Source organism: Fructobacillus tropaeoli (assembly GCF_016860625.1).
Classification (GTDB): domain Bacteria; phylum Bacillota; class Bacilli; order Lactobacillales; family Lactobacillaceae; genus Fructobacillus; species Fructobacillus tropaeoli.
Window position 1 is genome coordinate 207014 of sequence record NZ_BOJU01000004.1, and the last position, 26167, is coordinate 233180.

Consider the following 26167-nt stretch of genomic DNA (forward strand, 5'->3'; position numbering starts at 1 on the left):
AATATGTACGCGGGGCAAGCCCGCATGGTTGAATTACTTCTTGTAATCCCAAACAGTGATTTCGGCACCGTCGTAGTTCTTCTTAACCAATTCCTTGGTCTTAGCAGTTTGGATTGACTTCACAACATCCTTGTAAATCTTCTTATCCTTGTCAGACTTGTTAGCCGCAACGAAGTTGAAGAATTGAGTCGTGTTCTTGTTCAAACCTTCAACATAGATGGCAGTGTTGAAGTCGATTCCTGCTGACTTAGCAAAGTTCGTGTTAATCACAGCACCGGCAAACTTAGGATCCTTCAATGAAGTTGCAGTCTGTGAAGCATCAACTGGCACAATCTTCAAGTTCTTAGGGTTTGAAGTGATGTCGTTTGGTGTAGCCTTGTTCGTGTCCTTCACCTTAATCAAACCAGCTTCAGCCAAGAGGTGAATACCACGGTTTTCGTTGGTAACATCATTGGCAACGGCGATTTGGCTACCATCAGGGATGTCCTTGATTGACTTGTACTTGTCTGAGTAGACACGCAATGGTGTAGTCCAAGTGTCACCGATTGAAACGATGTCTGTCTTGTTAGCCTTGTTCCAGTTTTCCAAGAATGGGTAGTTTTGAAAGGCGTTCAAGTCGATGTCGTGGTTGCTTAAGGCCTTGTTTGGCTGTGAGTAATCAGAGAACTTAACGGTCTTCAAAGTAATACCATACTTATCCTTGGCAGTCTTGGCTGCTTCTGCCCAGATCTGGTCTTCTGATTTGTCACCGTTCATGACACCAATCTTAACCACCTTGTCGTCTTGGCTACCGTGGTTGAAGAAGCTGAAATAACCAATTCCAACAATGGCTGCGGCGGCTACAATTCCAATAATCGTCTTTTTTGCACTCATAATATCTTTCTCTCTTTCCTATGTTACTCAATCACTTTAATTAAATTGCTTGTCCCAAGCGGCGACTTCTGATTCACCATACTTTTCCTTGATCAATTGCTTGGTCTTGTTTGTTTGGTAAGCCTTAACGACGTCTTGGTAAATCTTCTTGTTCTTGTTCTTCTTTTGGGCAACGATGATGTTGACCCACTGGTGTGAATCTTTGTTCAAAGGTTCCACGAAGATGGCATCTTGGTACTTTAGGCCAGCTGACTGTGCATAATTACCATTGATGACGGCCCCCTGAACATCTGGAAGGTTACGAGCGGTTTGATCGGCTGAAACTTCCTTAATCTTCAAATTCTTTGGATTTGAAGTGATGTCCTTCGTTGTTGCCAGCGTTAATCCTGATTTCAACTCAATTAATCCAGCGTACTTCAAGAGGTAAAGGGCCCGACTTTCGTTTGATGGGTCATTTGGAATGACGATGGTGTCGCCATCCTTAAAGTCGCTGACGTTCTTGTATGAGTTGGAATATAGGCGGATTGGGCTAATGGCCGTTTCACCAATTGAGGTTAATTCGTTGCCGTTCTTCTTGTTATAGGCATCCAGGAAGGCGTAGTGCTGGAAAGAGTTCAAATCAATGTCGCCGTTTTGCAAAGCCTTGTTTGGCTGTGAGTAATCGGAGAACTGCTTGAACTTAATCGTCACACCGTACTTATCCTTGGCCGTTTGAGCAACACTCTTCCAAATATCATCGTCATCTTTGTTCGCTGACATAATGCCGACTGTCACCGTTTTATTACTGCTTGTACCGTGATTACCAAAGCTGACGTAAGCTAGTGCTGCGACAGCAACAACTGCGATACCGGAAATCAACCAACCTTTTTTTGACATTTTCTTGTTATTATCTCCTTTTTGTCCTTGTATCTTTATTTTAATTTTAGCAACAAAAAAAGCCACTTCTATCTTTAAGATTTAAGACAGAAGCGACTTTCGCGTTACCATTCTGAGTTTTTGCCCAAAGTTACCTTCAGGCTGCTCACTAACCATCGGGCCCCGGGGAATGATCCTAGCCGAATGGTGTGCCCAAGTAACGAGGGCCAATCCGTCAACTACTAACGGTAAACCGATTCGTAGTTGCCAATCACAGGTCATTTTCAAAAGCTTCTTTACCTTACCTTGCACCAACCGGTAAGTCTCTAGGCTAAAGTTACTTTTTACTTTCCTGATCAACTTGTTTGATATGATGTGTCTATATTACAAGATGTTAGCTTCCTTGTCAACAAAAATGATAAAAATTTTAATAAAAGTGCCAAATCAGGCTTTGTTTAGAATTATTATATCAAAGATGTTACTGATTTCATTGAAACAATTAGGTTGAGGTTTCGGTGTTTTATACGGGCCGGCGTAGCATTTGAATGTGGCTTTTGATTTATTGATATAGTAGTAGCAATGAGGTGATGGTGGGGGGACATAAATGGGAAATCTAATCGTGATTCGAGGAAATTCGGGTAGTGGCAAAACGGTCACTGCGAACGCTTTACATGAACAACTTGGTGAAAATAATTTATTAATTCCGCAGGATTATGTCCGGCGGACAATGTTACGAGTAAAGGATACACCCAAAAATCTATCAATTGATCTAATCAAGGAGATGGCTTTGTTTGGGATTAAAAATTGTCGGTATACAATTATCGAAGGGATTCTCCCAGCTTCAAAATATGGCCAAATGCTGTTCGAAATGATTGACCAGGCTGACCAAAGCTTTATCTATTATTATGATTTGCCATTTGAGGAAACTGTTAAACGTCATCAAGAAAAAATGAACCCAGGTTTTGATGAAGTTGATTTAGCAAAGTGGTTTCGACCCCATGATTTATTACAGGTTACAGGTGAAAGGGTCATTGACCCAAGCCTTGGCCAAGAAGCAGTTGTTCGAAAAATCATGGGTGATTTAGCTCATTAAGGGTATGCTAGGTTACTCGAATTTAGTGCTGATTAAAGGAATCGTCCTATATGACTATCGATGAATTCTGAAGGAGTGACGGATGGAAATTCGCTTATTACAATATTTTTTAAAAGTGGCCGAGACACAAAATATTACCCAGGCCGCTGCTGATTTACATATCACGCAACCAACATTAAGCCGGCAAATTCACGCCTTTGAGGAACGTTTGCAAACTAATTTGTTTATCCGTGATAATAAAAAGCTGACGCTGACTGATTCGGGCCGGTTTTTGAAGGCCAAGGCGGAAGAGTTGGTTGCTTTGGATCAAAAAACCGAGCAAGAATTTGCAACCTATCAGGACCGGGAACTAACTGGAAAGGTCACCATCGGTTGTATTGAGTCGGATAACTCAACTTTTTTGGCTAAAATTATGAAGACCATGCGAAAAAAACACGACCGGGTGACCTTTGAACTTTATAGTGGCAATGGAAATGATCTCCTGGACAAACTTGAGAAGGGGCTGCTTGATTTGGCCTTTATGGTTGGTCCTTTAACTCTCGACCAGGCTGATTTTAACGTGGTCAAGTTACCCGGTACGGAAGCCTTGGGGATTGTGGTTGCCTCGCAGAGTTCGCTAGCCGATAAAAAGTCTGTGACACCCGCCGATCTTTTACCTTTGCCAATCATTGGCGCCAAGCGGGATGCAGTGCAAGAGAGTTTTTATCAGTGGGGCCAGTTTGATCCCGAGAAGATGAATATTATTGGCATGTACAACTTGCTCTTTAATGTCTTGCCACTGGTTCGAGAAGGGGTTGGCGTTGCTTTGGCAATCGAGGGGGCCAGCAATGAAAATACGGATGGGACAAAGTTTATTCCTTTAGAGCCACGGTTGGAAAATGACCGAATGCTGGTCTGGAAGAAGGACCGTATTTTAAATCCAACTGCTCAGGAATTTATTCAATTGGTCAAAAATGCCTAAAAGGCATGAAAATCAGCTTAATAAGTATTATACGTATATCAATTTTGGGGTTAAGATAAAAATATACGAAAGAAGCAAAGTTTGCTCTGGTCGCGTTAGCGACCTTTTTTGTGCGATTTTATAGAATGTGAGGAACTGATTTTTGAAAAAAAGAGTTTATTTGTTAGCCGGACTCGGCATCATTTTAATTGGTGCTGACTTACGTTTGCCAATTACGATTTTGCCACCAATTTTGCCTCAATTACATACCATTTTAGGTTTGCCAACCAGCGTGAGTGGCTGGCTCACCACGATTCCAGTTTTGATGTTTGCCTTAGTATCACCAGCAATTGGGAAATGGGGCGTGCGTGCTGGGAATCCGCAAGTCTTATTCTATTCTCTGTTACTATTAACGGTTGGAGTAGCTATTCGGGTCATTACGAATCCGATTTTGCTCTTTGTGGGGATGATTTTAATTGGGATTGGTCTGTCCGGTGGGAACGTTTTGTTACCAAGTATTATTCAGGAGTATTTTCCAAAGCAAAGTGCTTTATTGACAGGAATTTACCCAGCGATGATGACACTCTTTTCTGGTATCGGGACAGCAACGGTGGTACCAATTTTAAAGGCAACAAATTTTTCCACAACTATGATGGTTTTTGCTGTCTTAACGGTCTTAACGTTGATCGTATGGGGAAGTGCTTTTAAGCAATTACCACAAACTAACCATCAGCTGGAAAGCGAAGAAGAAGCTGAAGGTGATTTTTCGGTCAAAAATTATCGCGTAACCTGGTTGATTACGTTGTTCTTTGGAATTCAGTCATTGTTGGCCTACTCATTAATGACTTGGATGCCAAAATATTGGATTGACCATGGTTTTGTGGCAACAACATCCGGCGTCTTGGCTACTTTTTTCCAGATTTTTGGGAATCCAATGGCCATTGTGACCCCAATGATTGCCAAGCGGAAGCCAGGGATGATTGGGATGGCGTTATTTAGTGCTATTGCTGTTTCAGTGGCAACTTTTGGCATGCTTTTCCCTACTCATAGCTTTTTCTTGAACGCCCTTTGGTCAGCTCTGTCTGGAATGGGGACAGCGTCTGCCTTTACCTTAAGTATTGTCTTTTTCCAACAGAAGACTGTTCGCTTTGAACAAACGGCCGAATTATCGGGAACCGCTCAGTCAGCCGGTTACTTGTCGGCTGCAATTGGGCCAATTGCCTCTGGTTACTTAATTAACCAATTCCATTCTTGGGACATGATTTTTGCCATTTATTTGATTCTGTCGATTTCTTTGGGCTTCTTAGGATTCGGAATTATCTTTAGTAAGAAGATTGGTGCAGAAAGCTAAGCTGATTTTTTATAGTAATTGATTGAACGAAAAAAAAGAAGGAACTTACAGTAAAGTTCCTTCTTTTTTATGCGTTTAAATTCTTATAGCTAGCGATTGCCCGTTTGCGGGCAAGGGCATGGTCGACGATTGGTTTTGGATAATCTTTTCCAAGAATTACCTGGTATTGTTGCTGGTCGGCTTCGCTCAGGCGGTCGATATGGTGAATTTTATCGGCTGGCAAATCAGCGAGGGCGGGGATGTATTGCTTAATAAACTTGGCATCCGGATCAAATTTTTCGGCCTGGGTAAATGGATTAAAGATTCGAAAGTAAGGAACGCTGTCCGTGCCGGTTGAGGCAGCCCACTGCCAGCCACCGATATTGCTAGCGGGGTCATAGTCGACTAGTTTTTCTTGAAAGTATTGCTCGCCCCATGTCCAATTAATCAGTAAGTCCTTGGTTAAAAAGGAAGCAACAATCATGCGCAAACGGTTATGGAGCCAACCGGTTTGGTTCAACTGCTGCATGGCCGCATCGATAATAGGAAAGCCGGTCGTGCCGTTTTTCCAGGCTTCAAACTGGGCCTCGTCGTTAATCCAGGGAATGCTTTGGAACTTCGTGTTAATAGCCTGGTCCTTTTGGTCAGGGTAAACGGTGTAAATCATATTATAAAAGTCGCGCCAGCAGAGTTCCTTGATAAAAGTCTCTTTTCCCAGACTATCAGGTTGGCGGTTGACCGCATCGTAAACCGTTCGGATGGAAATTTCACCAGTTCTTAAGTACCGTGATAAATGGCTGGTACCATCCAGCGCTGGAATATCTCGGTTTTGGTTGTAGTCGGCTAATTTATTAGAGACAAAGTCCTCTAAAGTGCTGCTTGCTTGCTGCTCACCAAGACTGTCCTGGTAGGCATAGCTGTGGTTGGGATTGATTAATTTTCTTAGGTCATCAATGCGGTCCTCGAAAGGTTTCGCCACCTGTTTATTACGAATTGCAGTGCTGGCTAGAACCGGCAATGGCTGGTCTTTTTTAGAAGGTAACCACTTTTTATAGTAAGGAGTAAAGATTTGGTAGGCGCTTCCGTCCTGTTTTTTGATTGAAGAGGCGCTGGTCAAGGTAAAGTCCAAAAAGGGGTGAGCGACGATACCGAGTTCTTGTGAGAGGTAGCGGATGGTTTGCTGGTCCCTTTTGCGACCGTAACCACGCTCATCGAAATTGAGGTAGATGTCGCTGATGGAGGGAACTGCTTCTTTGATTTCTGTAATAACATCGGTCACCGAACCATTTTGGATTGAGAGAGTGATATTGTCTTCGGCAAGGGTCTCTTTAAAATGTAAGACACTAGCAAAGAAGGCGCTCTGGTTAACGCTTGCATTATTTTGGACTTGTTGTGGGTCAATGATAAAAATGAAGATGACCTGGTCGCTATTTTGTATGGCGGCATGCAGCGCCTGGTTATCGGTCAGTCGCAGGTCCCTGCGAAACCACATAATACTTGTTTTTGCCATTTATTTTCCTTATTAAATGATTGCTTTTGAATTACCGAGTGTAGAAATGAAAAATCAGCGGTGCTAACTGTGCTTTGATTGTTTCGCTTAATTGGACGGGAAAAATCTGCTTTTTGACCATAGATTTTTGTTCAAGCGAATGCTTGGCTGATTTGCAATTATTTCCTATTTTATCCTACTTGTTGTTGTCGGCAAAATGCGATTAATTGCCGGTCGGAAGGACCTCGTTGTTCTAATTTTTTTAATTCATTTAGAAATACCAAAAAGCACTATACAGCTGTAAAAATTCTGTTATACTAAAGACATAATAAAATTTCTGAGGGAGTAACTGACGAAATGTTCGTGGCTGATAACCGTCAAAGCAAAACAGTAGTGTTTTATATCGTGCAAGCTTTATTGCACCGGCTCAGCCTTAAACAGTGAGACTCATACCATAACGCTTTTTTGCGTTTGGTATGGGTCTTTTTTCTTTTACCCAGACCAGATAAAAAAGAGAGTAGTCAGAAAAGGAGAGAATTGTGGCAAAACAACCGTATCAAATTGATGTCACTGATTTGACCAGCGAGCTCAAAACCAATGTGCAAACTGGTTTAACCGAAGAACAAGTCCAAGAACGCTTGGCAAAGGATGGTCCAAACGCCCTGGTCGCTAAGAAAAAGCGTAGCCTTTTTCAAAAGTTTGTCGACCAATTTAAGGACTTGATGATTGGTATCCTGTTGGCCGCCGCCCTAGTGGCTGCCTTTACGGGGGAAACAACCGATGCTGCCTTTATTTTGGCTATCGTGATTATTAACGCGGTCTTCGGTGTCTTCCAAGAAAGCAAGGCTGAAGGAGCTATCGAAGCCTTGAAGGCTTTGGCAACACCAAAGGCTAGAGTTGTCCGTGCTGGTCGCGACCAGGAAGTGCTTGCCCCTGATTTGGTCGTGGGTGACCTTGTGTATTTGGAAGCTGGGGATGTTGTCCCAGCCGATTTGCGTTTAGTTTCTGTTGCCAACCTACAGGTGGAAGAATCAACATTGACCGGTGAATCAGTGCCGGTGGAAAAGACGGATGCCGTTTTGACCGGTGACAACTTGCCGTTGGGTGACCAAGCGAACTTGGCCTTTATGAACGCCAACGTGACCTATGGAAAGGCAACTGGTATCGTGATTGCGACCGGAATGCAGACTCAGGTCGGTCAGATTGCGGAATCACTGCAGTCAACAGATGAAACCAAGTCACCATTGCAGGAAAATTTGGCACAGTTGGGTCGGATTTTGACTTACCTGATCTTGGCGATTGCAACCTTGACCTTCGTGGTTGGTTACTTTACCCAAGATGCTAAAGTAATTGACTTGATTTTGACTTCGATTTCCTTGGCCGTGGCTGCCATTCCTGAAGGGTTGCCAGCCATCGTCACGGTTACTCTGGCCTTGGGAACAGCCCGAATGGCCAAGAAGGCCGCCTTGGTTCGGAAGTTGCCTGCCGTTGAAACTTTGGGATCAACGGATATCATTGGTTCCGATAAGACTGGAACCTTGACCCAAAACAAGATGACCGTTGAAAAGTTGGTCTTGGATGGGGAAATCGTTGATTTGAAGGCTGAAAATCCTTTCGAGGCCGACCAGGTGAACCCTGATTTGCTGAAGTTGGCCGACTTGCTGGCTTTGAATAACGATACGAAGGAAATCGATGACGGCTTGCTGGGTGATCCAACCGAAACTGCCTTGATTGCCTTTAATAAGAAGTACCGTCCGGCTTACAAGGACACGCTTGCTCAAATGCCACGTGTCAGTGAAATTCCGTTCGACTCCGAACGAAAGTTGATGACAACGATTCACCCGGTTGCTAGTGGTTTTGAAGCAACGGTTAAGGGGGCACCAGATTCGATTTTGGCTCGCGTCAGCCAGGTCTTAGACCACGGTGAAATCAGGCCCGTGACCGATGCTGATTTGGCCAAGTACCAAGACATCAACGCTGAGTTAGCCGATCAGGCCCTCCGTGTCTTGGCTTTTGCCTACAAGGATTTGGCAGCAGTGCCAGACAATCCGCAAGCTGATGATGTGGAAAAGGACTTAATCTTGGTTGGCTTAATCGCCATGATCGATCCGGAACGTCCTGAAGTTAAGGGCGCCGTTGCTGAAGCCAAGAAGGCTGGCATCCAACCAATTATGATTACGGGTGACCATCCTAAGACCGCCGCTGCGATTGCCGGTCGTTTGGGCATCTTAACGGATGAAGATGACCGTACCAAGGCCGTGATGACAGGTGCGGAATTGGATGAAATGCCGGAAGAAGACTTCCAAGACCGAGTTAAGGATGTTCGTGTCTATGCCCGAGTGGCACCAGCCCACAAGGTTAAGATTGTTCAGGCTTGGCAGGGTAAGGGCAAGGTCGTGGCCATGACTGGAGACGGTGTCAACGATGCGCCAGCCTTGAAGACTGCCGATATCGGGGTGGCCATGGGAATTACTGGAACGGAAGTTTCTAAGGAAGCGGCCGACATGGTTTTGGCCGATGATAACTTCTCCACGATTGTTGCGGCCGTAAAGGAAGGCCGGAAGGTCTTTGCCAATATTCAAAAGGCCTTACAATACTTGCTGGCATCAAACTTGGCCGAAGTGATTGCCATCTTTATGATGACGTTGCTTGGTTGGGAAGTGCTCGCACCCGTGATGATCTTGTGGATTAACTTAGTAACGGATACCTTGCCAGCTATTGCCTTGGGACTGGAACCAGCTCAAAAGGGCGTGATGTCACAGAAGCCACGTGGTAAGACCGCTAACTTCTTGTCTGGTGGGGTCGGCCCAGCTATTATCTGGCAGGGAACGATGCAGGCCATCCTTGTTTTGGCAGTTTATGGCATTGCCTTGGCCTTCCCAGAGCACCAAGGATCAGAATTGATTCACGGGGATGCCTTGACGATGGCCTTTATGACCTTAGGATTGATGCAAATGTTTAATGCCATTAACGTTAAGAGCGTTTACCAATCGGAGTTGGGACCACAGGCCTTTGCCAACAAGTTCTTCAACTGGGCCTTGGTCTTCTCACTCTTTGCTATGATGGCCGTTGTCTTTATCAAGCCATTGAACCCAATCTTCCACGTGACTTACCTTGATAGTCACCAGTGGTTGACCGTTGTCCTAGCAGCTTTCTCTATCATTGTGATTGTCGAACTGGTAAAATGGGTGCAACGACAATTTTTCAATAAAGGATAAAGCATAGTGGCAAAATTTAACCCCAAGCAATTACAGTATTATCTCCAAGCACTCCAAGATGTCTTGACAAAGACACAGGAGACAGCTGACCACGTTTCACCATTTTTCGTCAAATTAGATTCAGCTAAGCAAGAATCAGCAGTCGCTGACATGCCCAAGGCTGATTTTGCCGAAGTAAAGGCGGAATTTGATGATGCTGTGGCTGTTTACCAAGAAAACGCTAAGACTTTAGCCGCCTTGACCGTACCCGTTCGTTTTATGGGTGCTCACAAGACGTTGGCGAAGGCTTACCAGGATTACGCCGACGCAACAGCCATGATGGCTGATGCATTGATCCTTGATGGCCAAAAGGTTGACGACGAAAAGTTTGCTCAATCTGAAGCTGATCAGGAAACTTACTTGAACAAGGTTCAAGCGCAAGTTGCTAAAATCTTTGGTGTATAAAAAAGAGCACTGCGGACGACCAAGTAAATTTGGTCGCTTCGCGGTGCTTTTTCTATGTGCTAATGCAATCAGTTAACTTCTATGGAAGAAATCAGTGACAGCCTCAAGCGTTGTTTTAGTAAAGAATCCTTCGCTAACCTGTTCTCGCAGTGGCAAGAGATTAGCCTGCCAGCTTTGATACTGGTCGGCCGTCAAGGTTTTCATCAGGTCTTCCAGTTCATCCAAATCGTTGATGGTGAAACCGATTTGGTAGCGGTCAATCAACCGGCCGATATGGCTTTCTTGCCAGGCGATGAGGGGCAGGCCAGCCTTGAGGTAGAGGCTGGCCTTATGTGGCGCATTGATTTTCGTGTAGCTTTGATAGTGGAGGGTATCGAAATCGCTATCCCAAAGTAAGCCAAACCCGCTGTCCAAGTGGTTTTGAATATCGTCTGGTTCGAAGTTGCCGGTCCATTCGATGTCTGCTGGTGTTTGCCAATCGCGCCACTTCTTAGGCCGATTACCAAAAAGCTTCAGCGCCGGTCCTTGATAATCTTGTAGCCAGGGGGCCTTTTGCCAAGTGCCGGCATAATTTAGAATTTTTTGGTAACTGGCTAGGGGCGGATTTGGTCCCAAATAGTCAAAAAGGGGTTGGACAATCGTTTTTTTGTTAACACCCATTTTTGCTAAGTATTGGCTCATCGCCTCTGAATGGGTGATGATGAGGTCGGCTTTTTGGGCTAGAGTGAATTCCGTCGGGTTAGCTTTTGTTACTCGGAATGGTTCAAAGTCGTGAATTAATAAGACATAATTGGCTTTTTTGTCTTTAATAGCTGTCAACCATTCGGCTTCAAAATCAGCACTCATGTAAGTTGGGAATTGATGGACCACGGTATCACCTGGTACAATCAGCTTGAGTGCCTCCTCGATTCGCTTTTGACGTTCGGTTTTTGAAAAACGCTGATCGTTATAGCGTTCAAGAGGAAGGCGAGAGAAACCGCTTGCTTGAGCGATTTTGGCATAGTCGTCCTTGGCCTTTAAAGCGCCCTTTGGCATCCACGGTTCGATTGTTTGGGTAATCCAATTAGTCATGAAGTCTATTATAGCAGACTCCATTCCCCCTTTCGGACTAGACCACTAACGTAATAAAAACTAACATTGTCAGTAAATGCTCTGTTAGTTTTTGATATAATAGGAACATTATGAAAAAGAGGTTATTATGAAAAAAGTACTAATGACTTTGGTGACTGCAGTGGCAGCCTTCCTGGCCTTTGGTGTGGCAAGCCAAAAGCCAGCTTCGGCCAGCGAACCCCACTACATTATCGCCACGGATGCTACTTACGCACCCTTTGATTTCCAAGACAAGAATAACAAGTACGTTGGAATTGACCAAGACATCTTGGCCACCATCGCCAAGCGTGAAGGATTTACATATGAATTAAAGCCAATGTCCTTTAACGCCGCTACCCAGGCCGTTGCTTCTGATCAGGCCGATGGGGTGATTGCTGGAATGTCAATTACTGACGCCCGCCGTCAGGTTTTTGATTTTTCAACCCCTTACTACCGTAGTGGAATTGGTTGGGCAACTGCCAAAAATTCAAAGATCAAGTCTTTGTCTGATTTGAAGGGCAAGACGGTTGCTTTGAAGACTGGAACTGCCGGTGCACAGTATGCCGAATCAATCCAATCAAAGTATGGTTTCAAGATTACTTACTTCTCTGATTCCGATACTTCATACCGTGATGTGATTAACGGGAACACAGCCGCTACGTTCGGTGATCTGCCAGTTTTGCAGTACGCCGTTAAGAACGGAACAGAATTGAAGGTTCAAAACCCTAAGGATCCATTTAACGCCGGTGACTATGGCTTTGCCGTTAAGAAGGGTGCTAACGCTGCTTTGTTGGCTGCCTTTGACAAGGGCTTTGCTGCCATCAAGAAGGATGGTACTTACGACAAAATCGTCAACAAGTACTTGGATGCGAAGGCATCAACCTTTACTGGTTCAGCTTCTGACAACAACTCCGTCTTTGGTATCTTGCGTTCAAACTCATCAGCTTTCTGGACTGGCTTGAAGGAAACACTTTACTTGACGATTGTTGGAATTATCCTGGCAACTATCTGGGGCTTGTTCTTGGGTGTCATGGGTGTGGCAAAGTCAAAGTTTTTGCGTGGCTTGTCAACAACGATTATCTATATCTTCCGTGGAATGCCAATGATGGTTTTGGCCTTCTTCATCTATATCGGTTTGCCTGGTGTGATTGGCGTGAAGATTCCTGCCTTTACAGCCGGTGTTTTGACACTGATTTTAAATGAAGGTGCTTATACAGGGGCCTTCGTTCGTGGTGGTTTTAATTCTGTTGACGGTGGTCAGATGGAAGCTGCCCGTTCATTGGGACTTTCTCATTCAAAGGCCATGCGTAAGGTTATTATTCCGCAAGGTTTGAAGTTAATGATTCCAAGTTTTATTAACCAATTTATTATTACCTTGAAGGACACGTCAATCTTGTCTGCTATTGGTATTTTGGAATTGACACAGACTGGTACATTGATTGTTACTCGGAATTCCCAGGGATTCCGTGTCTGGGCAATTATCGCTGTGATATACTTAATTGTAATTACGTTACTTACATGGTTGAGTAACTGGGTTGAAAAAAGGACACGAGCATGAGTGAAGAAAAGCAAGTGAAAGTACACGTAGACAAGGTTAACAAGTCATATGGCGATAACCACGTTTTGCGTGACATCTCTTTGGACGTGATGGCCAACGAAGTTGTTGTTATGATTGGGCCTTCTGGTTCAGGAAAGTCAACCTTCTTGCGGATGTTAAATCAGTTGGAAATGCCAAACTCTGGTTTGGTTGAAGTTGATGGCTATGACATCTCTGATCCAAAGACTGATATTAATAAGGTTCGCGAAAACATCGGAATGGTGTTCCAAAACTTTAACCTCTTTAACAACTACACTGTTTTGCAAAACATTACTTTGGCACCTGTTCAATTGGGCAAGATGACAAAGGAAGAAGCAGACAAGCGTGGTAAGGAATTGTTAGCAACTGTTGGCCTGTCAGATAAGGCTGACAAATCAGTTAATTCATTGTCAGGTGGACAAAAGCAACGTGTTGCCATTGCCCGTGCTTTGGCAATGGACCCGGACATCATGCTCTTTGATGAGCCAACATCAGCTTTGGATCCAGAAATGGTTGGCGATGTTTTGGATGTTATGAAGGATTTGGCTAAGTCAGGAATGACGATGATTATTGTTACCCACGAAATGGGCTTTGCCAAGCAAGTGGCTGACCGGGTTGTCTTCTTCGAATCTGGTAAGATTCAAGAATCTGGTACGCCTGAAGAAGTGTTTAATGCACCAAAGAACGAGCGTTTGCAAACCTTCTTGTCAAAGGTAATGCAAGCCTAAGATCAATCGGTCGCTTAACACGAAAAGATAGGAAGAATGAATACAATGGTCAACCAACGAGTAAAGCCGATTTTGGTGGCGTTCACGCTTTTCTTGGGGCTTTTTGCCTTTGGAACGAAGGCAAATGCTGCTGAACCCAATTATGTCATCTCAACGGATGCAACTTATGCACCCTTTGATTTCCAAGACAAAAATAATGAGTACGTCGGTATTGACCAAGATATTTTGAAGGAAGTGGCCAAGAGAAACCACTTCACCTACACATTGAAGCCAATGTCTTTCAATGCCGCTGCCCAAATGGTTGCTAACGGCCAGGCAGATGGAATCATTGCCGGAATGGCCATCACGGACGAACGGAAGCAAGTCTATGATGTTTCGGATCCTTACTATAAGACTGGTGTCGCTTGGATTACCAAGAAGGGCTCAAAGATTAAGTCATTATCCGAATTGAAGGGGAAGACGGTTGCCTTGAAGTCTGGAACGGCTGCCTCAAACTACGGTTTGTCTTTGCAGAAGAAGTATGGCTTTAAGGTTAAGTACTTTAACGATACTGATACCATGTACAACGATGTTGTCAACGGTAACAGTGCCGCAACCTTTGAAGACATGCCGGTTATCCAGTACGCCATTAAAAACGGCTTAGATTTGGAAGTTAAGAATCCAAATAACCCTGGTAATGCCGGTGGTTACGGCTTCTTCGTTAAGAAGGGGCAAAACCCACAGTTGATTGCTGATTTTAACAAGACCTTGAAGGAAATGAAGGCCGATGGTTCTTATCAAAAGATTGTTGATAAGTATTTGAAATCAGACCAGAAGAACTTTACGGGTTCATCTGCAGATAACAATTCTACTTGGGGTATCTTGCGTTCAAACAAGAAGGCCTTCTTCGATGGTTTGGTTCAAACAATCGAGTTGACCGTCGCCGGTATTATCCTCGCTTCTCTTTGGGGCTTGGTTCTTGGTTTGATGGGTGTGGCTAAGTCAAAGTTCTTGCGTGGGTTATCCACAACGATTATTTACGCTTTCCGTGGTTTGCCACTGATGGTCTTGGCCTTCTTCATTTATATTGGTTTGCCAGGTGTTATTGGCACGAAGATTCCTGCCTTTACGGCCGGCTTGTTGACGCTGATTTTGAATGAGGGTGCTTATACCGGTGCCTTTGTTCGCGGTGGTTTTGAAGCCGTTGACCGAGGACAGATGGAAGCTGCTCGTTCATTGGGATTGCCTTACGGTAAGGCAATGTCTAAGGTCGTGGTGCCACAAGGTTTGAAGATTATGGTGCCATCGTTTGTTAACCAGTTCATCATTACTTTGAAGGACACGTCAATCTTGTCTGCTATCGGAATTTTGGAATTGACACAAACGGGAACATTGATTGTTGCTCGTAACTCACAAGGATTCCGTGTTTGGGCTATTATCGGTCTGATTTACATGATTGTGATTACGCTGTTGACTTGGTTCTCAAACTGGTTAAAGAAGCGTTTAGATTAATTAAAAATGATTTTAAAGGGTTCTCTCGTCTAACTGACTGAGAGGCCCTTTTTATGTTACTTGCGATTAATTCATCCAACCAATATTGCTTTGCCAACTTCGCCAATCGAAGCGAAAGTTATCGTTGTCCGGCCTGCAAGAAGCCGGTGGTGCTTCGCCATGGCCAACAAAATGTGGCCCACTTTGCTCATCAGGTGCAAGAGGGCTGCCATTCTTTTACGGAGGGCGAAACAATCGATCATCTCTTAGGCAAGATGGCACTGTATCAACATTTTGCAAAAGACTATCAGGTGGTAGTCGAACCCGTCTTAAGTCAAATTAGTCAGCGCCCGGATCTATTGGTTAAACGCCCGCGAGGGGCGGATTTGGCAATTGAATACCAGTGTTCACCCATTGGAAAAAAACGCCTTCAAGAGCGCAATGAGGGTATGCATAGTCTCGGATTAGAGGTCCTATGGGTTTTGGGGCCGGCCTACTATCAGCGACGTTTGTCGGGCGAATTAACTTGTCGGTTTCTCTACGGCGGCCGACTATTTTTTTATGTGCCCAAGCAGAAACGTTTTGATACTCGGTTTAATTTTTCTAAAACGGACTTCCATAAACTACAGTATGAAAGCCAGACTGGTTTTGGGGTCGTCTTGTCCAGCGTGGCTAATGGTACTGATAATGACGAGCGAGTAGGGAGGCAGTTAACCGGCCAACTAATCGTTAATCAGACAAGGTTGACCTGATTAACTATCTTTATGAACGGGGGCATCGGCTTGATCAACTGCCAGATTGGTGTTTACTGGGGCAAGCCTTTGGCCTAGCAGTCCCCAATTGGCACTTTCGGTTGGTTCTTGTCTTGTTGTTGGAAAGAGTTGGACTTAGTCATTGGATTTTTGAGGAAAGTCTTAGTGCCCGATTAAGACAGTATTTTTACCCCAGTTTTCAAGACCACGAGAAAATTTTGAAAGCGACATATGCTGATTTGGCAGCCAGCGGCGTCATCTGCTTACAAGACAACAAAATTTTAGTGATAAAGCTTCTGCAATTTGTCGCAGATTAAGATTGCTATGTTAAAATGAGTAAAATATCAGAAAAGGGGGGCCTGAAGCAAGCCAATGCCTTGGGCAACAACTATATGGGACAAATCAAACGACAAGAAGTGCCAACGGAACTGACTTGGGATTTAACCACGGTCTTTGCAGATGACCAGGCCTTTGAAGAAGCGGTTGCCGCTTTGAAGGCTAGCCTGGTCGACTTGGACCAGTATGTCGGTCACCTTGGTGATTCTGCCCAGACCCTGTTGGCCGGTTTGGAAACGGACCTCCAAATCGAACGGTCATTTGAAAAGATTTACGTTTATGCCAATCAAAAATATGATGAAGACACGGCAAATAACCACTATGCCGGTGTTTATGCCCAAGCTCAGGACCTTTTGGCCGCTGTGAGCCAGGCAACTGCCTTCTTCCAACCAGAAGTTTTGGCAATTGATGAAAAGACTTTGTCCGCTTATCTCGAAGATCAGGCACTGGTGCCTTACCGTCATTTCTTTGATGTCTTGCTTTCGGAAAAGGCCCACACACTGCCAGCAGACCAAGAGGCTTTGTTAGCGGGTGCCTCAACCGTTTTGTCATCGGCCGAACAAACCTTCTCGGCCCTCGACAACGCCGACATGGACTTTGGTGATGTTGTAACGGAAAACGGTGAAGTTGAAGAATTAACGAATGGCCTCTATGGTGTGATGCTGCGGTCTAAGAACCAGCCAACCCGTCAACAGGCCTTTACGACACTCTACGACGCTTATATGGCGTTGAAGAATACCTTTGCTTCCACTTTGTCCTCAACGGTTAAGAAGCACAACTTCTTGGCGAAGACTCGCCACTATCAATCCGCTAAGGAAGCAGCCGTTCTGTCAAATCAGATTCCAACGGCCGTTTATGATACCTTGACGGACCGCGTTGAAAAGAACTTGCCGCTTTTGCATCGCTACGTTTCTTTGCGCAAGGAAGTCTTGGGCTTGGAAGAGGTTCACTCATACGACTTGTATGTTTCCTTGACGGATGATGTGGATTTACCTGTTACCTATGAAGATGCCAAGGCAATCGCCTTAAAGGCATTAGCACCATTGGGCGAGGATTATCTGGAAGTGGTCAAGAAGGCCTTTGCTGAGCGCTGGATTGACGTTGTCGAAAACAAGGGAAAGCGCTCAGGGGCCTACTCTGGTGGGGCATACGATACCAACCCTTATATCTTGCTGAATTGGCAGGATACACTGGATAACGTCTATACTTTGGTCCACGAAATGGGTCACACCGTTCATTCTTATTTGACTCGACACAACCAGCCATACCACTACGGTGATTATCCAATCTTTTTGGCTGAAATTGCTTCAACGACTAACGAAGCCCTCTTGACGGATTACCTTTTGAAGACCTATGATGACCCTAAGGTCCAAGCTTATGTTTTGAACCAGTACTTAGATGGCTTTAAGGGGACGGTCTTCCGTCAAACGGAATTTGCTGATTTTGAAGCTTGGATTCATGACCAGGACGCTGCTGGTCAACCGTTGACAGCCGAAGCCATGGCTGCCTACTATGGCGATTTGGATTCAAAGTTCTATGGTCCTGATTTGACTAAGGACCCAGAAATTGCTTACGAATGGTCACGGATTCCACACTTCTATTACAATTTCTACGTTTACCAGTACGCCACTGGTGAAGCGGCTGCCACAACGCTGGCCCAAAACATTTTGGAAAAGGGTGAGGCGGAACGCTATAAGGACTATTTGAAGGCCGGTAACTCGGCGAGTCCATTAGAAGTTATCGCCAAGGCTGGCGTTGATATGACAGAAGGTGCATACTTAGATCAAGCCTTTGCCGTCTTTGAAGACCGGTTAAATCAGCTTGAAGCATTACTTGGTCAGGCAAAGTAAGAAGGGAGTTTCGATAATCATGGCGAAAGTTTTAGTATTTGATGGGATTGATGAAAACGCTCTTGCTCCATTGAAGCGAGCAGGGTTAGAAATCGTCTCAAACCCACAGGCAACATCAGAGGATTTTGCAAGCGATGATGAGGTTATTGGTATCATCTTGATGATGTATCCAGTTGACGGAGCAGTCATGGACCGCTTCCCAAATTTGAAGGTTATCGCTCGTCATGGTGTTGGCTATGACAACGTTGATTTGCAAGCTGCTAGTGAACGCGGCATTGCTGTGACCAACACGCCTGGTGCGAATGCCGGTGCGGTGGCTGAAACAGCAATTACGTTGATGTTGATGGCAGGGCGCTTGTTTGAAACAAGTCACGATGCCATTACGGACAAGAAGGCCGCTGACTACATGGTTGGCAAGAGTGGCCAGCAAGTTTCAGGTAAAATTGTTGGGATTATCGGCTTTGGTCATATCGGGCAAGAAATTGCTAAATTATTGACTGGCTTTGGCGTTCACGTCTTGGCCTATGCGCGTCATGACCGTGATGTTCCCAATGGTCGAATGGCTGACCTCGATGAAATCTTCCAACAGGCTGATTTCGTTGTTTCAGCCTTGCCAGCAACGCCAAGCACGACGGGCTTGATTGATCAAAAGGCCTTTGACAAGATGAAGCCAAGTACAGTGGTGGTCAATGTTGGTCGTGGCCCAGTGATTGATGAAGCTGCTATGATTGCTAGCCTAAAGTCTGGTAAGATTGCCGCTGCAGGTCTGGATGTGGTTAACCAAGAGCCAATTAGTCCGGATAACGAACTGTTATCCCTACCAAATGCTTTTGTCTTGCCACACGTGGCAGCGCACTCAAAGGAAGCTGACTTTGAAGTCGCCAAGACAGCCGCTAAGAATGTCTTAGCAGTTTTCGAGGGGAAGCCTTCCGAGGACCAAGTTAACGATTAGATCAATAGGAATTTTTCAAACCGTCGAGCTAAAAACAGGCTAGGCGGTTTTCCTGATTTTTGTTATACTAGAGTTACGATGAAGGACCTAGTAGGGGTCAGCCAGTAGCAAAGCGAACGGTGTCTAGTGCAAGACCGTCTGCTGGTGCCTCGAATTTCAGTCTGGAGACTTTGGCCTAACAGTCAACGGTAAGCCGCCGATACCGGCCAAGAGTGCTGGCCTTTTGGTCAGAAACTGGGTGGTACCGCGGAAGTTCTCTTACGTCCCTTATGTTGTGTGAACAACATAGGGGACTTTTTTATTGGGAAAAAGAGGAAGATGAATGACATTAATTGATGAATTACAGGCAATCGCCAAGCAAGCTGAGGCTGATTTGGCAGCAACGGGAGCCGACTTGGAACAAGTCCGGGTGGCTTACCTTGGTAAGAAGGGAAAAATCACAACGGTTTTGAAGTCGATGAAGGACCTTTCAATCGATGAAAAGAAGGCCGTCGGCCAGGTGGGCAATCAGGTCCGCCAACAAATCCAAGATAGCTTAGCAGCCATGAAGGCCGTTCAAGAAAAGGCGGCGATGGATGCCAAGTTGCAGGCGGAAACGCTTGATGTGACCCTGCCGGGAGCAAAGCCCAAGTTGGGTAACCGTCATGTGTTGCAACAAATCATGGATGAAATCGAAAGCCATTTCTTGGGATTGGGCTATCAAGTGATTGATGATCCAATCGATTCACCTGAAGTGGAAACGGATGAATACAACTTTGAGCGGGAAAACCTGCCAAAGGATCACCCAGCCCGTGATATGCAGGATACTTTTTATGTGACGCCAGAAATTTTGCTGCGGACGCAGACGTCACCCGTTCAATCACGTGCTTTGGAGAAGCATGACTTTTCTAAGGGACCATTGAAGATGATTGCGCCGGGTAAGGTTTACCGCCGTGACACTGACGATGCAACGCACTCACACCAATTCCACCAAGTGGAAGGTTTGGTTGTTGGTAAGAACATTACCATGGCTGATTTGAAGGGAACATTGCTGTCAATCATGCAGGAGCTTTTCGGTGAAAAGCACCAAATTCGTCTGCGCCCATCTTACTTCCCATTTACGGAACCTTCTGTCGAAGTTGACGTTTCTTGGAACGAAGTGACGGAAGATACCAAGCCAGAAGATATCCGTTGGATTGAAGTTTTGGGAGCGGGGATGACTCATCCAAATGTCTTGAAGATGGATGGCGTTGATCCAGAAGAATACTCAGCCTTTGCCTTTGGCTTGGGTCCTGATCGTTTTGCAATGCTGAAGTATGGCGTGGAAGACATTCGTCAATTCTACTTAAACGATGTCCGGTTCTTGGATCAATTTAATAAGCGGGGGAACTAATCATGAAGACCAATTTAAAGTGGTTAAACGAATACTTACAGCCGGGGCTTGATTTGAGTGAACAGGCTGTCTTGGATTTGGCACAGCAAATTGAATTGACCAGTGTGGAATTGGAATCTGTTGGAACGGCTGCTGCCAAGCAGTCTGGTCTCGTGGTTGTCCGAGTTGATTCGGTTGTGCCCCATCCAGATTCTGATCACATGGTGATCACACAGGTTTTTGATGGTCAAGAGACCATCCAGGTTGTGACCGGTGCACCAAACGTGGCCGAAGGCCAGTTGGTAATCTTAGCTCGTGTTGGCGCTCAGATTGTCGACCGTGAAAGCGGTGACTTGGTGACCATCAAGGAGGCCCAGCTTCGTGGGGAAACCTCATATGGGATGCTGGTTGCCTTGCAAGAAATCGGCTTAGCTGATGCTGTGGCACCACAGGACTTTGAGGAAGGCATTCACGTCTTCACAGAAGAAGATGGTGTCAAGCCAGGGGATGATGCACTCGCAGTCTTGGGCCTTAACGATCCGATGATTGATACCGATTTGACCCCTAACCGGGCTGATCTTTTGTCAATGCGGGGGATGGCCTATGAATTGGCTGCCATGACTGACCAAAAGGTGATGCTGCCACAGACAACGGTTTTGAGTGATCAATCCGAGTCAAATGCGGTGGTGACGGTTGCTGGAAACGCTGATTTGGCAACGGGGTATGCAGTTCGTGTCTTGGGCCAAGTTAAAAACGACCCATCACCTCTCTGGTTGCAAAGCCGCCTGTGGAATGCCGGTTTCAAGCCAGAAAACAAAATTACTGATTTGGCCAACTATTGGCTCTTGCTGACGGGGCAACCTTTGCACGTCTATGACTTGGATAAATTAGCCACGATGCAGCTGGAAGTTCGTTTGGCAAAAGAAGGTGAAACTTTGCCTCAAGGAGAAGAAGAGGCGATGGCTCTTCGTGCTGGCCAGGATATTGTGGTTGCAGCAGGTGATCAAATCTTGTCCTTGGCTGGAATCGCCACGAACCCTGCAGTTGCTGTGACGGCTGATACGACGAAGGTCGTTGTTGAAGCCGGCCAATTTAACCCAAGTCTTTTGCGGCAAAGTGCTCGCCGCCACACGTTGCGGTCAGAGTCGTCATTCCGTTTTGAACGCGGAATTGACTTGGATCAAACCCTTGAAGTCCTTGATCAAGTGGCTGCCGAAATGGCCATGTTGACTAAGGGTAAGATTGTTGTTGGTTTGAGTAAGTTTGGCTTTGCTTATCGGGCACCGGAAACGATTGCCATCAGTCGCGACCGCATCAATCAGATTTTGGGGACTGATTTGTCAGTGGCCACAATTTCTGCCATTTTCACTCGCTTGGCTTTGCCGATTGATGAAAAGGAAGGGCAGTACTTAGTAACCATTCCTGGTCGTCGGACGGATTTGACCATCCCAGCTGACTTGATTGAAGAGGTGGGACGTCTTTACGGTTATGACAATTTACCAACGGCCTTGGTTGAAGGACAGAGCACGCCGGGTGATTTGACACCACGGCAAAAGAAAATTCGTGCTAGTCGAGAAATTATGGAAAGCCTCGGCTTTGACCAGGCCATTTCTTATGCCCTGACAACTCCCGAAAAGGCAACGGCCTTTAACTTGGACCAGGGCCGTGGCGTGGTAGCCCTGGATTACCCAATGTCATCAGATCGGACAACGATTCGACAAAACCTTTTGTCCGGTCTGTTGGATGATGTCGCCTATAACGTTGCTCGGTCAGTTAAGGACATTGCCCTATATGAGCAGGGACGAATTTTTTTGGCCCAAGGCGAGAATGTTCAACCGGAAGAACGTGAACACCTAGCCGGCGTTTTGGTTGGCAATGTGGCTGAATCAAGCTGGCAGACGGGTGAAAAAGATGAAGTTGCTGATTTCTACGATATCAAGGGACGCTTAGAGGCATATTTGCAGACGATTGGTCTTGATTCAAGTGCAGTGCGCTTTGAGCAAAGTGCACAACACGAAGCCATGCACCCGGGACAGACAGCGGATGTTTATCTTGGCTCTACTTACCTTGGCTTTGTTGGTCAAATTCATCCGGCCGTTTTGGCGAATGCCAAGCTACCTGCAGTCTTTGCCTTTGAAATTGACCTGGAAGTGGTCATCGATCATTCGCAGGCACCAGTTGCTTATCAACCTGTTTCAAAGTACCCACAAATCAGTCGTGATTTGGCCGTCTTAGTTGATGACAGTATCGACCAACAACAGGTCTTTGATGTGATTAAAGCCAATGGTGGGGATTACCTTCAAAACGTGACTTTCTTTGACTTGTACACAGGTCAGGGATTGCCAGCAGGTAAAAAGTCATTGGCTTATCAGTTGACTTATCAAGATAAGACTGACACCTTAGTTGAATCAGTTGTGACGGATGCTTTTGAAAAAATGACGGCAACTTTGACGGCAGAATTAAGTGCGGAAATCCGCTGATTTTGATTGTCTTGTTGTAACAAAAACGATATAATTAGGGTAAAACCACAAGCAAGTAGGATAGCCCTTATGGCAAAAATTATTATTAACGGTGGCCACAAGATTTCAGGTGCGGTGACCATTGGCGGAGCTAAGAACTCGACGGTTGCATTAATTCCAGCCGCAATTCTGGCCGACACGCCTGTCAATTTTGACAATGTTCCACAAATTTTAGATGTTAAAAACTTACAGTATATTCTCGCTGCGATGAACGTTCGTTCTAATTTCGCAAACGGTGACCTTTCGATTGATCCAACTACGATTACGGAATCCGAATTGCCTTCAACGGCCATTAAATCATTGCGCGCCTCTTATTACTTCATGGGGGCGTTGCTTGGTCGCTTTGGTCGAGCAACGGTAACTTTCCCTGGTGGTGATAATCTCGGATCACGACCAATTGACCAGCATATCAAGGGCTTTGAAGCTTTGGGTGCAACGGTGACTGAAGTCGGTGATATTATTACCCTTGATGCAACTGCCCATGGTTTAACTGGGGCACGTGTGACTCTTGATACGGTTTCTGTTGGGGCCACCATCAATATTATCTTGGCTGCCGTAAGGGCCAAGGGGCAGACGATTATCGAAAACGTCGCCAAGGAACCAGAAATCATTGATATTGCGACCTTCTTGAACAACATGGGGGCCAATATTCGCGGTGCTGGAACCGACACAATTCGTATTACTGGTGTTGATCGTTTGGAAGCACGCAATACCCACACAGTGATTCCTGACCGAATTGAGGCGGGAACATACATGGCGATGGCCGCTGCCTTTGGTGATGGCGTAACCATCAAAAACGTCATTCCAGAACACTTGGAGTCATACACTTCAAAGTTGTTGGAAATGGGCGTTGATATGCAAATCGGTGAAGATTCCGTCTTTATCGGACCAAGCCACGATTTGAAACCTGTTGCCATTAAGACGATGCCGTATCCAGGTTTCGCCACTGATTTGCAACAGCCAATCACGCCACTCTTGTTTTTAGCCGACGGTGAAAGCACGATTACCGAAACCATTTATCCGATGCGCAATAAGCATATTGCTGAATTGCGACGGATGGGTGCAGAGTTATCATCATTGAACCCAGGTGAAATTAAGGTTAACCATTCCGAGCGTTTGGTTGGCGCAACTGTGGAAGCGGCAGAGATTCGTGCAGGAGCCGCTTTGGTGATTGCCGGTATTATGGCCGACGGCCAAACCGTGATTGAAAATGCCACGCATATTTTGCGCGGTTACGACCGTTTAGCTGATAAATTAGCTTCTCTAGGGGTCGACTTGAAAATTGAAGGTGTTGATTTAATCAACTTGATGCCTTAACCTTGCATGGATAATATCCCTGTGATAGAATAGTTAAGTTAATAACTGACTCTGATTTAATAAAATCAGGGCGCTAAGGAGATACTCATGAAAAAAGAAATCCATCCAGATTACCGTCCAGTTGTCTTTATTGATGCCGCAACTGGTAAGAAGTTTTTGTCAGCATCTGTTGTTGCAACTGACACAACTACTGATTTTGAAGGTCAAGAATATCCATCAGTACGTATGGAAATCACTTCAGATTCACACCCATTCTACACTGGTAAGCAGAAGTTTACTCAAGCTGATGGTGCGGTTGACAAGTTTAACAAGAAGTTTGCTAACTTCGGCTTCAAGAACAACGACTAAGTTGTTTTATAAAAACGCTCACCTCGGTGGGCGTTTTTTCTTGGCTTGTGGAAAAAGGATTTGTTTGCAGTGAGTTATCACCAAGCAAAGTGCTGGAGGCATGATGGCAAAGACAATCGTACCTGTTAAATTACATGAAAAATTGACGGTCACTATCAAAGAGATTCGCCAAAATGGGATGGGCATGGCCTTTTTAGAGGGTTGGCCAGATTATCCGATTTATTTAGCTGATGCCATGCTTGGTGAAGAAGTTGAAATTGACATTATCCAGGTGGATAAGTATTCCGCCTACGGAAAAATTTTGGCTTGGGTTAAAGAGAGTACTGGGCGCAAAAATCAGAACCGCCAATATTTGATTGAGGCCGGGACGGCTCCCTTGGTTAACTGGGCTTATGCAAATCAGAAAGAATTTAAGCAGCAAATTGTGCAAAAAAACTTTCACGATGCTGGCCTAAAGGTCACTGTTGCTGATCCGATTACGATGGATACAACGCCAACCTACTATCGCAACAAAACCGTTGTGCCCCTTAAGTGGCAGGATGGTCAGCTTTTATCCGGCTTTTATCAACGAGGTAGCCATCATTTGGTACCGATGGAAGACTACTATGTTAATGATGCCCGGGTAGACCAAGTGATTGTCATCGTTCGTGAGATTCTTGCTAAACGGGGCGTTTCTGCCTATGATCCAGACCAAGAAGAGGGGGCCATCCGCTATGTGATGGTGCGCCGGGGGTACTATAGCCAGCAGTTAATGGTGGTTTTGGTGACTAACGAGGAGAATTTGCCCGACGAGGCGGGTCTTGTGGCTGATATCGTGGATGCCTTGCCTGATTTGACCTCCTTAATTTTGAACTTTGCACCTAAAAAAGATTATGTCCAATTAAGTGCCAACAACCGGGTTCTCTTTGGTTCGGCGACCATTGAGGACACGTTGCTCGGCAAAAAATTCTTAATCGGCCCAAATTCCTTCTACCAGGTTAATCCGGTCATGACGGAAAAGCTGTATCAAAAGGCAGCTGATTTGGCTGATTTAAAGCCGACGGATGTTGTCGTTGACGCCTATGCGGGAATTGGGACAATCGGAATTTCAGTCGCTGACCGTGTCAAGGAAGTGATTGGTGTTGAGGTTGTTCCCGGGGCAGTACTGGATGCTAAGAAAAATTTGGCATTAAATCAGATTGACAATGCTAGTTATATTGAGCGCGATGCGCCTGATCAGTTTGAGGATTGGCAAAAGCAAGGGATTCGACCAGACGTTGTCTTTGTCGACCCACCACGCCGGGGATTGACGCCGAAGTTAATTGAAAAGACAGCTGAAATGGGCCCTGACCGCGTGGTTTACGTTTCTTGTAATCCCGTGACGGCTGCTCGTGATGTCGCCCTGTTTAAGGACTTGGGTTATGAGGTCAAAGGGCCGGTTGTTCCGGTGGACCAATTCCCTCAGACTGCTCATATCGAGACGATTACCGTTTTACAAAAGCGCGAAGACTAAGTGCTATAAGGGGTATTGAAATCGGGTACTGGTCATTTAAAGGCATTAAAATTAAGTGCTATTGAAATCAGATGCTAGTCGTTTATAAGACATTAAAATTAAGCACCATTGAAATCAGCTGCTGGTCTTTTAAAAAGCAACAGGA

General features: G+C 45.4%; 20 protein-coding genes and 1 other annotated feature. Of the genes, 16 read left to right on the forward strand and 4 right to left on the reverse strand.

What is annotated here, in order from left to right:
• Positions 1 to 33 precede the first annotated feature (33 nt).
• A complete protein-coding gene (locus FT12353_RS06680) occupies positions 34 to 873 on the reverse strand; it encodes a MetQ/NlpA family ABC transporter substrate-binding protein (protein ID WP_059393980.1) in 840 nt (279 codons plus the stop codon).
• Between the two features lie 36 nt (positions 874 to 909).
• Positions 910 to 1749 carry a MetQ/NlpA family ABC transporter substrate-binding protein gene (locus tag FT12353_RS06685; protein ID WP_059393979.1) on the reverse strand — a complete coding sequence of 280 codons (840 nt, stop codon included), beginning with the start codon at positions 1747 to 1749 and terminating at the stop codon, positions 910 to 912.
• An 85-nt stretch (positions 1750 to 1834) separates the two neighbouring features.
• Positions 1835 to 2097 (reverse strand) — a binding site (T-box leader).
• Between the two features lie 235 nt (positions 2098 to 2332).
• Between FT12353_RS06685 and FT12353_RS06690 the strand changes: the two genes are divergently transcribed.
• The 3 genes from FT12353_RS06690 (at position 2333) to FT12353_RS06700 (ending at position 5112) form a co-directional block, all read left to right on the forward strand.
• Complete coding sequence (locus FT12353_RS06690; protein WP_059393978.1) at positions 2333 to 2821, forward strand: P-loop NTPase family protein; 489 nt, start codon at positions 2333 to 2335, stop codon at positions 2819 to 2821.
• Between the two features lie 82 nt (positions 2822 to 2903).
• The gene (locus tag FT12353_RS06695; RefSeq protein WP_059393977.1) at positions 2904 to 3782 is read left to right on the forward strand and encodes a LysR family transcriptional regulator; all 879 of its coding nucleotides are present in this window, start codon (positions 2904 to 2906) and stop codon (positions 3780 to 3782) included.
• Between the two features lie 142 nt (positions 3783 to 3924).
• A complete protein-coding gene (locus FT12353_RS06700) occupies positions 3925 to 5112 on the forward strand; it encodes an MFS transporter (protein ID WP_203619222.1) in 1188 nt (395 codons plus the stop codon).
• A 67-nt stretch (positions 5113 to 5179) separates the two neighbouring features.
• On the opposite strand, the gene FT12353_RS06705 is transcribed toward FT12353_RS06700, so the two are convergent.
• A complete protein-coding gene (locus FT12353_RS06705; protein ID WP_059393975.1) occupies positions 5180 to 6601 on the reverse strand; it encodes a cryptochrome/photolyase family protein in 1422 nt (473 codons plus the stop codon).
• Positions 6602 to 7119: 518 nt separating this feature from the next.
• Between FT12353_RS06705 and FT12353_RS06710 the strand changes: the two genes are divergently transcribed.
• Together FT12353_RS06710 and FT12353_RS06715 are read left to right on the forward strand one after the other, a co-directional pair.
• The gene (locus FT12353_RS06710; protein ID WP_059393974.1) at positions 7120 to 9798 is read left to right on the forward strand and encodes a cation-translocating P-type ATPase; all 2679 of its coding nucleotides are present in this window, start codon (positions 7120 to 7122) and stop codon (positions 9796 to 9798) included.
• 6 nt (positions 9799 to 9804) lie between these two features.
• Positions 9805 to 10242 carry a hypothetical protein gene (locus tag FT12353_RS06715; protein WP_047974276.1) on the forward strand — a complete coding sequence of 146 codons (438 nt, stop codon included), beginning with the start codon at positions 9805 to 9807 and terminating at the stop codon, positions 10240 to 10242.
• A 72-nt stretch (positions 10243 to 10314) separates the two neighbouring features.
• Here the strand turns inward: FT12353_RS06715 and FT12353_RS06720 are convergent, their stop codons facing one another.
• Positions 10315 to 11313 carry a sugar transferase gene (locus FT12353_RS06720; RefSeq protein ID WP_203619223.1) on the reverse strand — a complete coding sequence of 333 codons (999 nt, stop codon included), beginning with the start codon at positions 11311 to 11313 and terminating at the stop codon, positions 10315 to 10317.
• Positions 11314 to 11440: 127 nt separating this feature from the next.
• Here FT12353_RS06720 and FT12353_RS06725 point away from each other — a divergent pair, with 127 nt between their 5' ends.
• The 11 genes from FT12353_RS06725 (at position 11441) to rlmD (ending at position 26022) form a co-directional block, all read left to right on the forward strand.
• Positions 11441 to 12889: an ABC transporter substrate-binding protein/permease gene (locus FT12353_RS06725; RefSeq protein WP_059393972.1), complete on the forward strand. Its 1449-nt coding sequence runs from the start codon at positions 11441 to 11443 to the stop codon at positions 12887 to 12889.
• Positions 12886 to 13635, forward strand: a complete 750-nt coding sequence (locus tag FT12353_RS06730) for an amino acid ABC transporter ATP-binding protein (protein ID WP_047974281.1) — start codon at positions 12886 to 12888, stop codon at positions 13633 to 13635. The genes FT12353_RS06725 and FT12353_RS06730 overlap by 4 nt, the downstream gene beginning before the upstream one ends.
• A 45-nt stretch (positions 13636 to 13680) precedes the next feature.
• Complete coding sequence (locus FT12353_RS06735; protein WP_059393971.1) at positions 13681 to 15126, forward strand: ABC transporter substrate-binding protein/permease; 1446 nt, start codon at positions 13681 to 13683, stop codon at positions 15124 to 15126.
• Between the two features lie 53 nt (positions 15127 to 15179).
• Positions 15180 to 15857 (forward strand): competence protein CoiA, encoded by a 678-nt coding sequence (locus FT12353_RS06740; protein WP_059393970.1) that lies wholly within the window; start codon positions 15180 to 15182, stop codon positions 15855 to 15857.
• A gap of 392 nt (positions 15858 to 16249) precedes the next feature.
• On the forward strand, positions 16250 to 18043 hold the full coding sequence (gene pepF / locus FT12353_RS06745) for an oligoendopeptidase F (RefSeq protein WP_203619234.1): 1794 nt from the start codon (positions 16250 to 16252) through the stop codon (positions 18041 to 18043).
• 19 nt (positions 18044 to 18062) lie between these two features.
• On the forward strand, positions 18063 to 18995 hold the full coding sequence (locus FT12353_RS06750) for a phosphoglycerate dehydrogenase (protein WP_203619224.1): 933 nt from the start codon (positions 18063 to 18065) through the stop codon (positions 18993 to 18995).
• 322 nt (positions 18996 to 19317) lie between these two features.
• Positions 19318 to 20367, forward strand: coding sequence for a phenylalanine--tRNA ligase subunit alpha (pheS, locus tag FT12353_RS06755; RefSeq protein ID WP_059393968.1), 1050 nt, complete (start codon positions 19318 to 19320; stop codon positions 20365 to 20367).
• 2 nt (positions 20368 to 20369) lie between these two features.
• Entirely contained in the window at positions 20370 to 22826 is a 2457-nt protein-coding gene (pheT, locus tag FT12353_RS06760) for a phenylalanine--tRNA ligase subunit beta (RefSeq protein WP_059393967.1), read from the forward strand.
• Between the two features lie 69 nt (positions 22827 to 22895).
• Positions 22896 to 24182 carry a UDP-N-acetylglucosamine 1-carboxyvinyltransferase gene (gene murA / locus FT12353_RS06765; protein WP_059393966.1) on the forward strand — a complete coding sequence of 429 codons (1287 nt, stop codon included), beginning with the start codon at positions 22896 to 22898 and terminating at the stop codon, positions 24180 to 24182.
• A gap of 87 nt (positions 24183 to 24269) precedes the next feature.
• Positions 24270 to 24530: a type B 50S ribosomal protein L31 gene (locus FT12353_RS06770; protein WP_047974287.1), complete on the forward strand. Its 261-nt coding sequence runs from the start codon at positions 24270 to 24272 to the stop codon at positions 24528 to 24530.
• 103 nt (positions 24531 to 24633) lie between these two features.
• Entirely contained in the window at positions 24634 to 26022 is a 1389-nt protein-coding gene (gene rlmD, locus FT12353_RS06775) for a 23S rRNA (uracil(1939)-C(5))-methyltransferase RlmD (RefSeq protein WP_168779081.1), read from the forward strand.
• Positions 26023 to 26167: the final 145 nt, after the last annotated feature.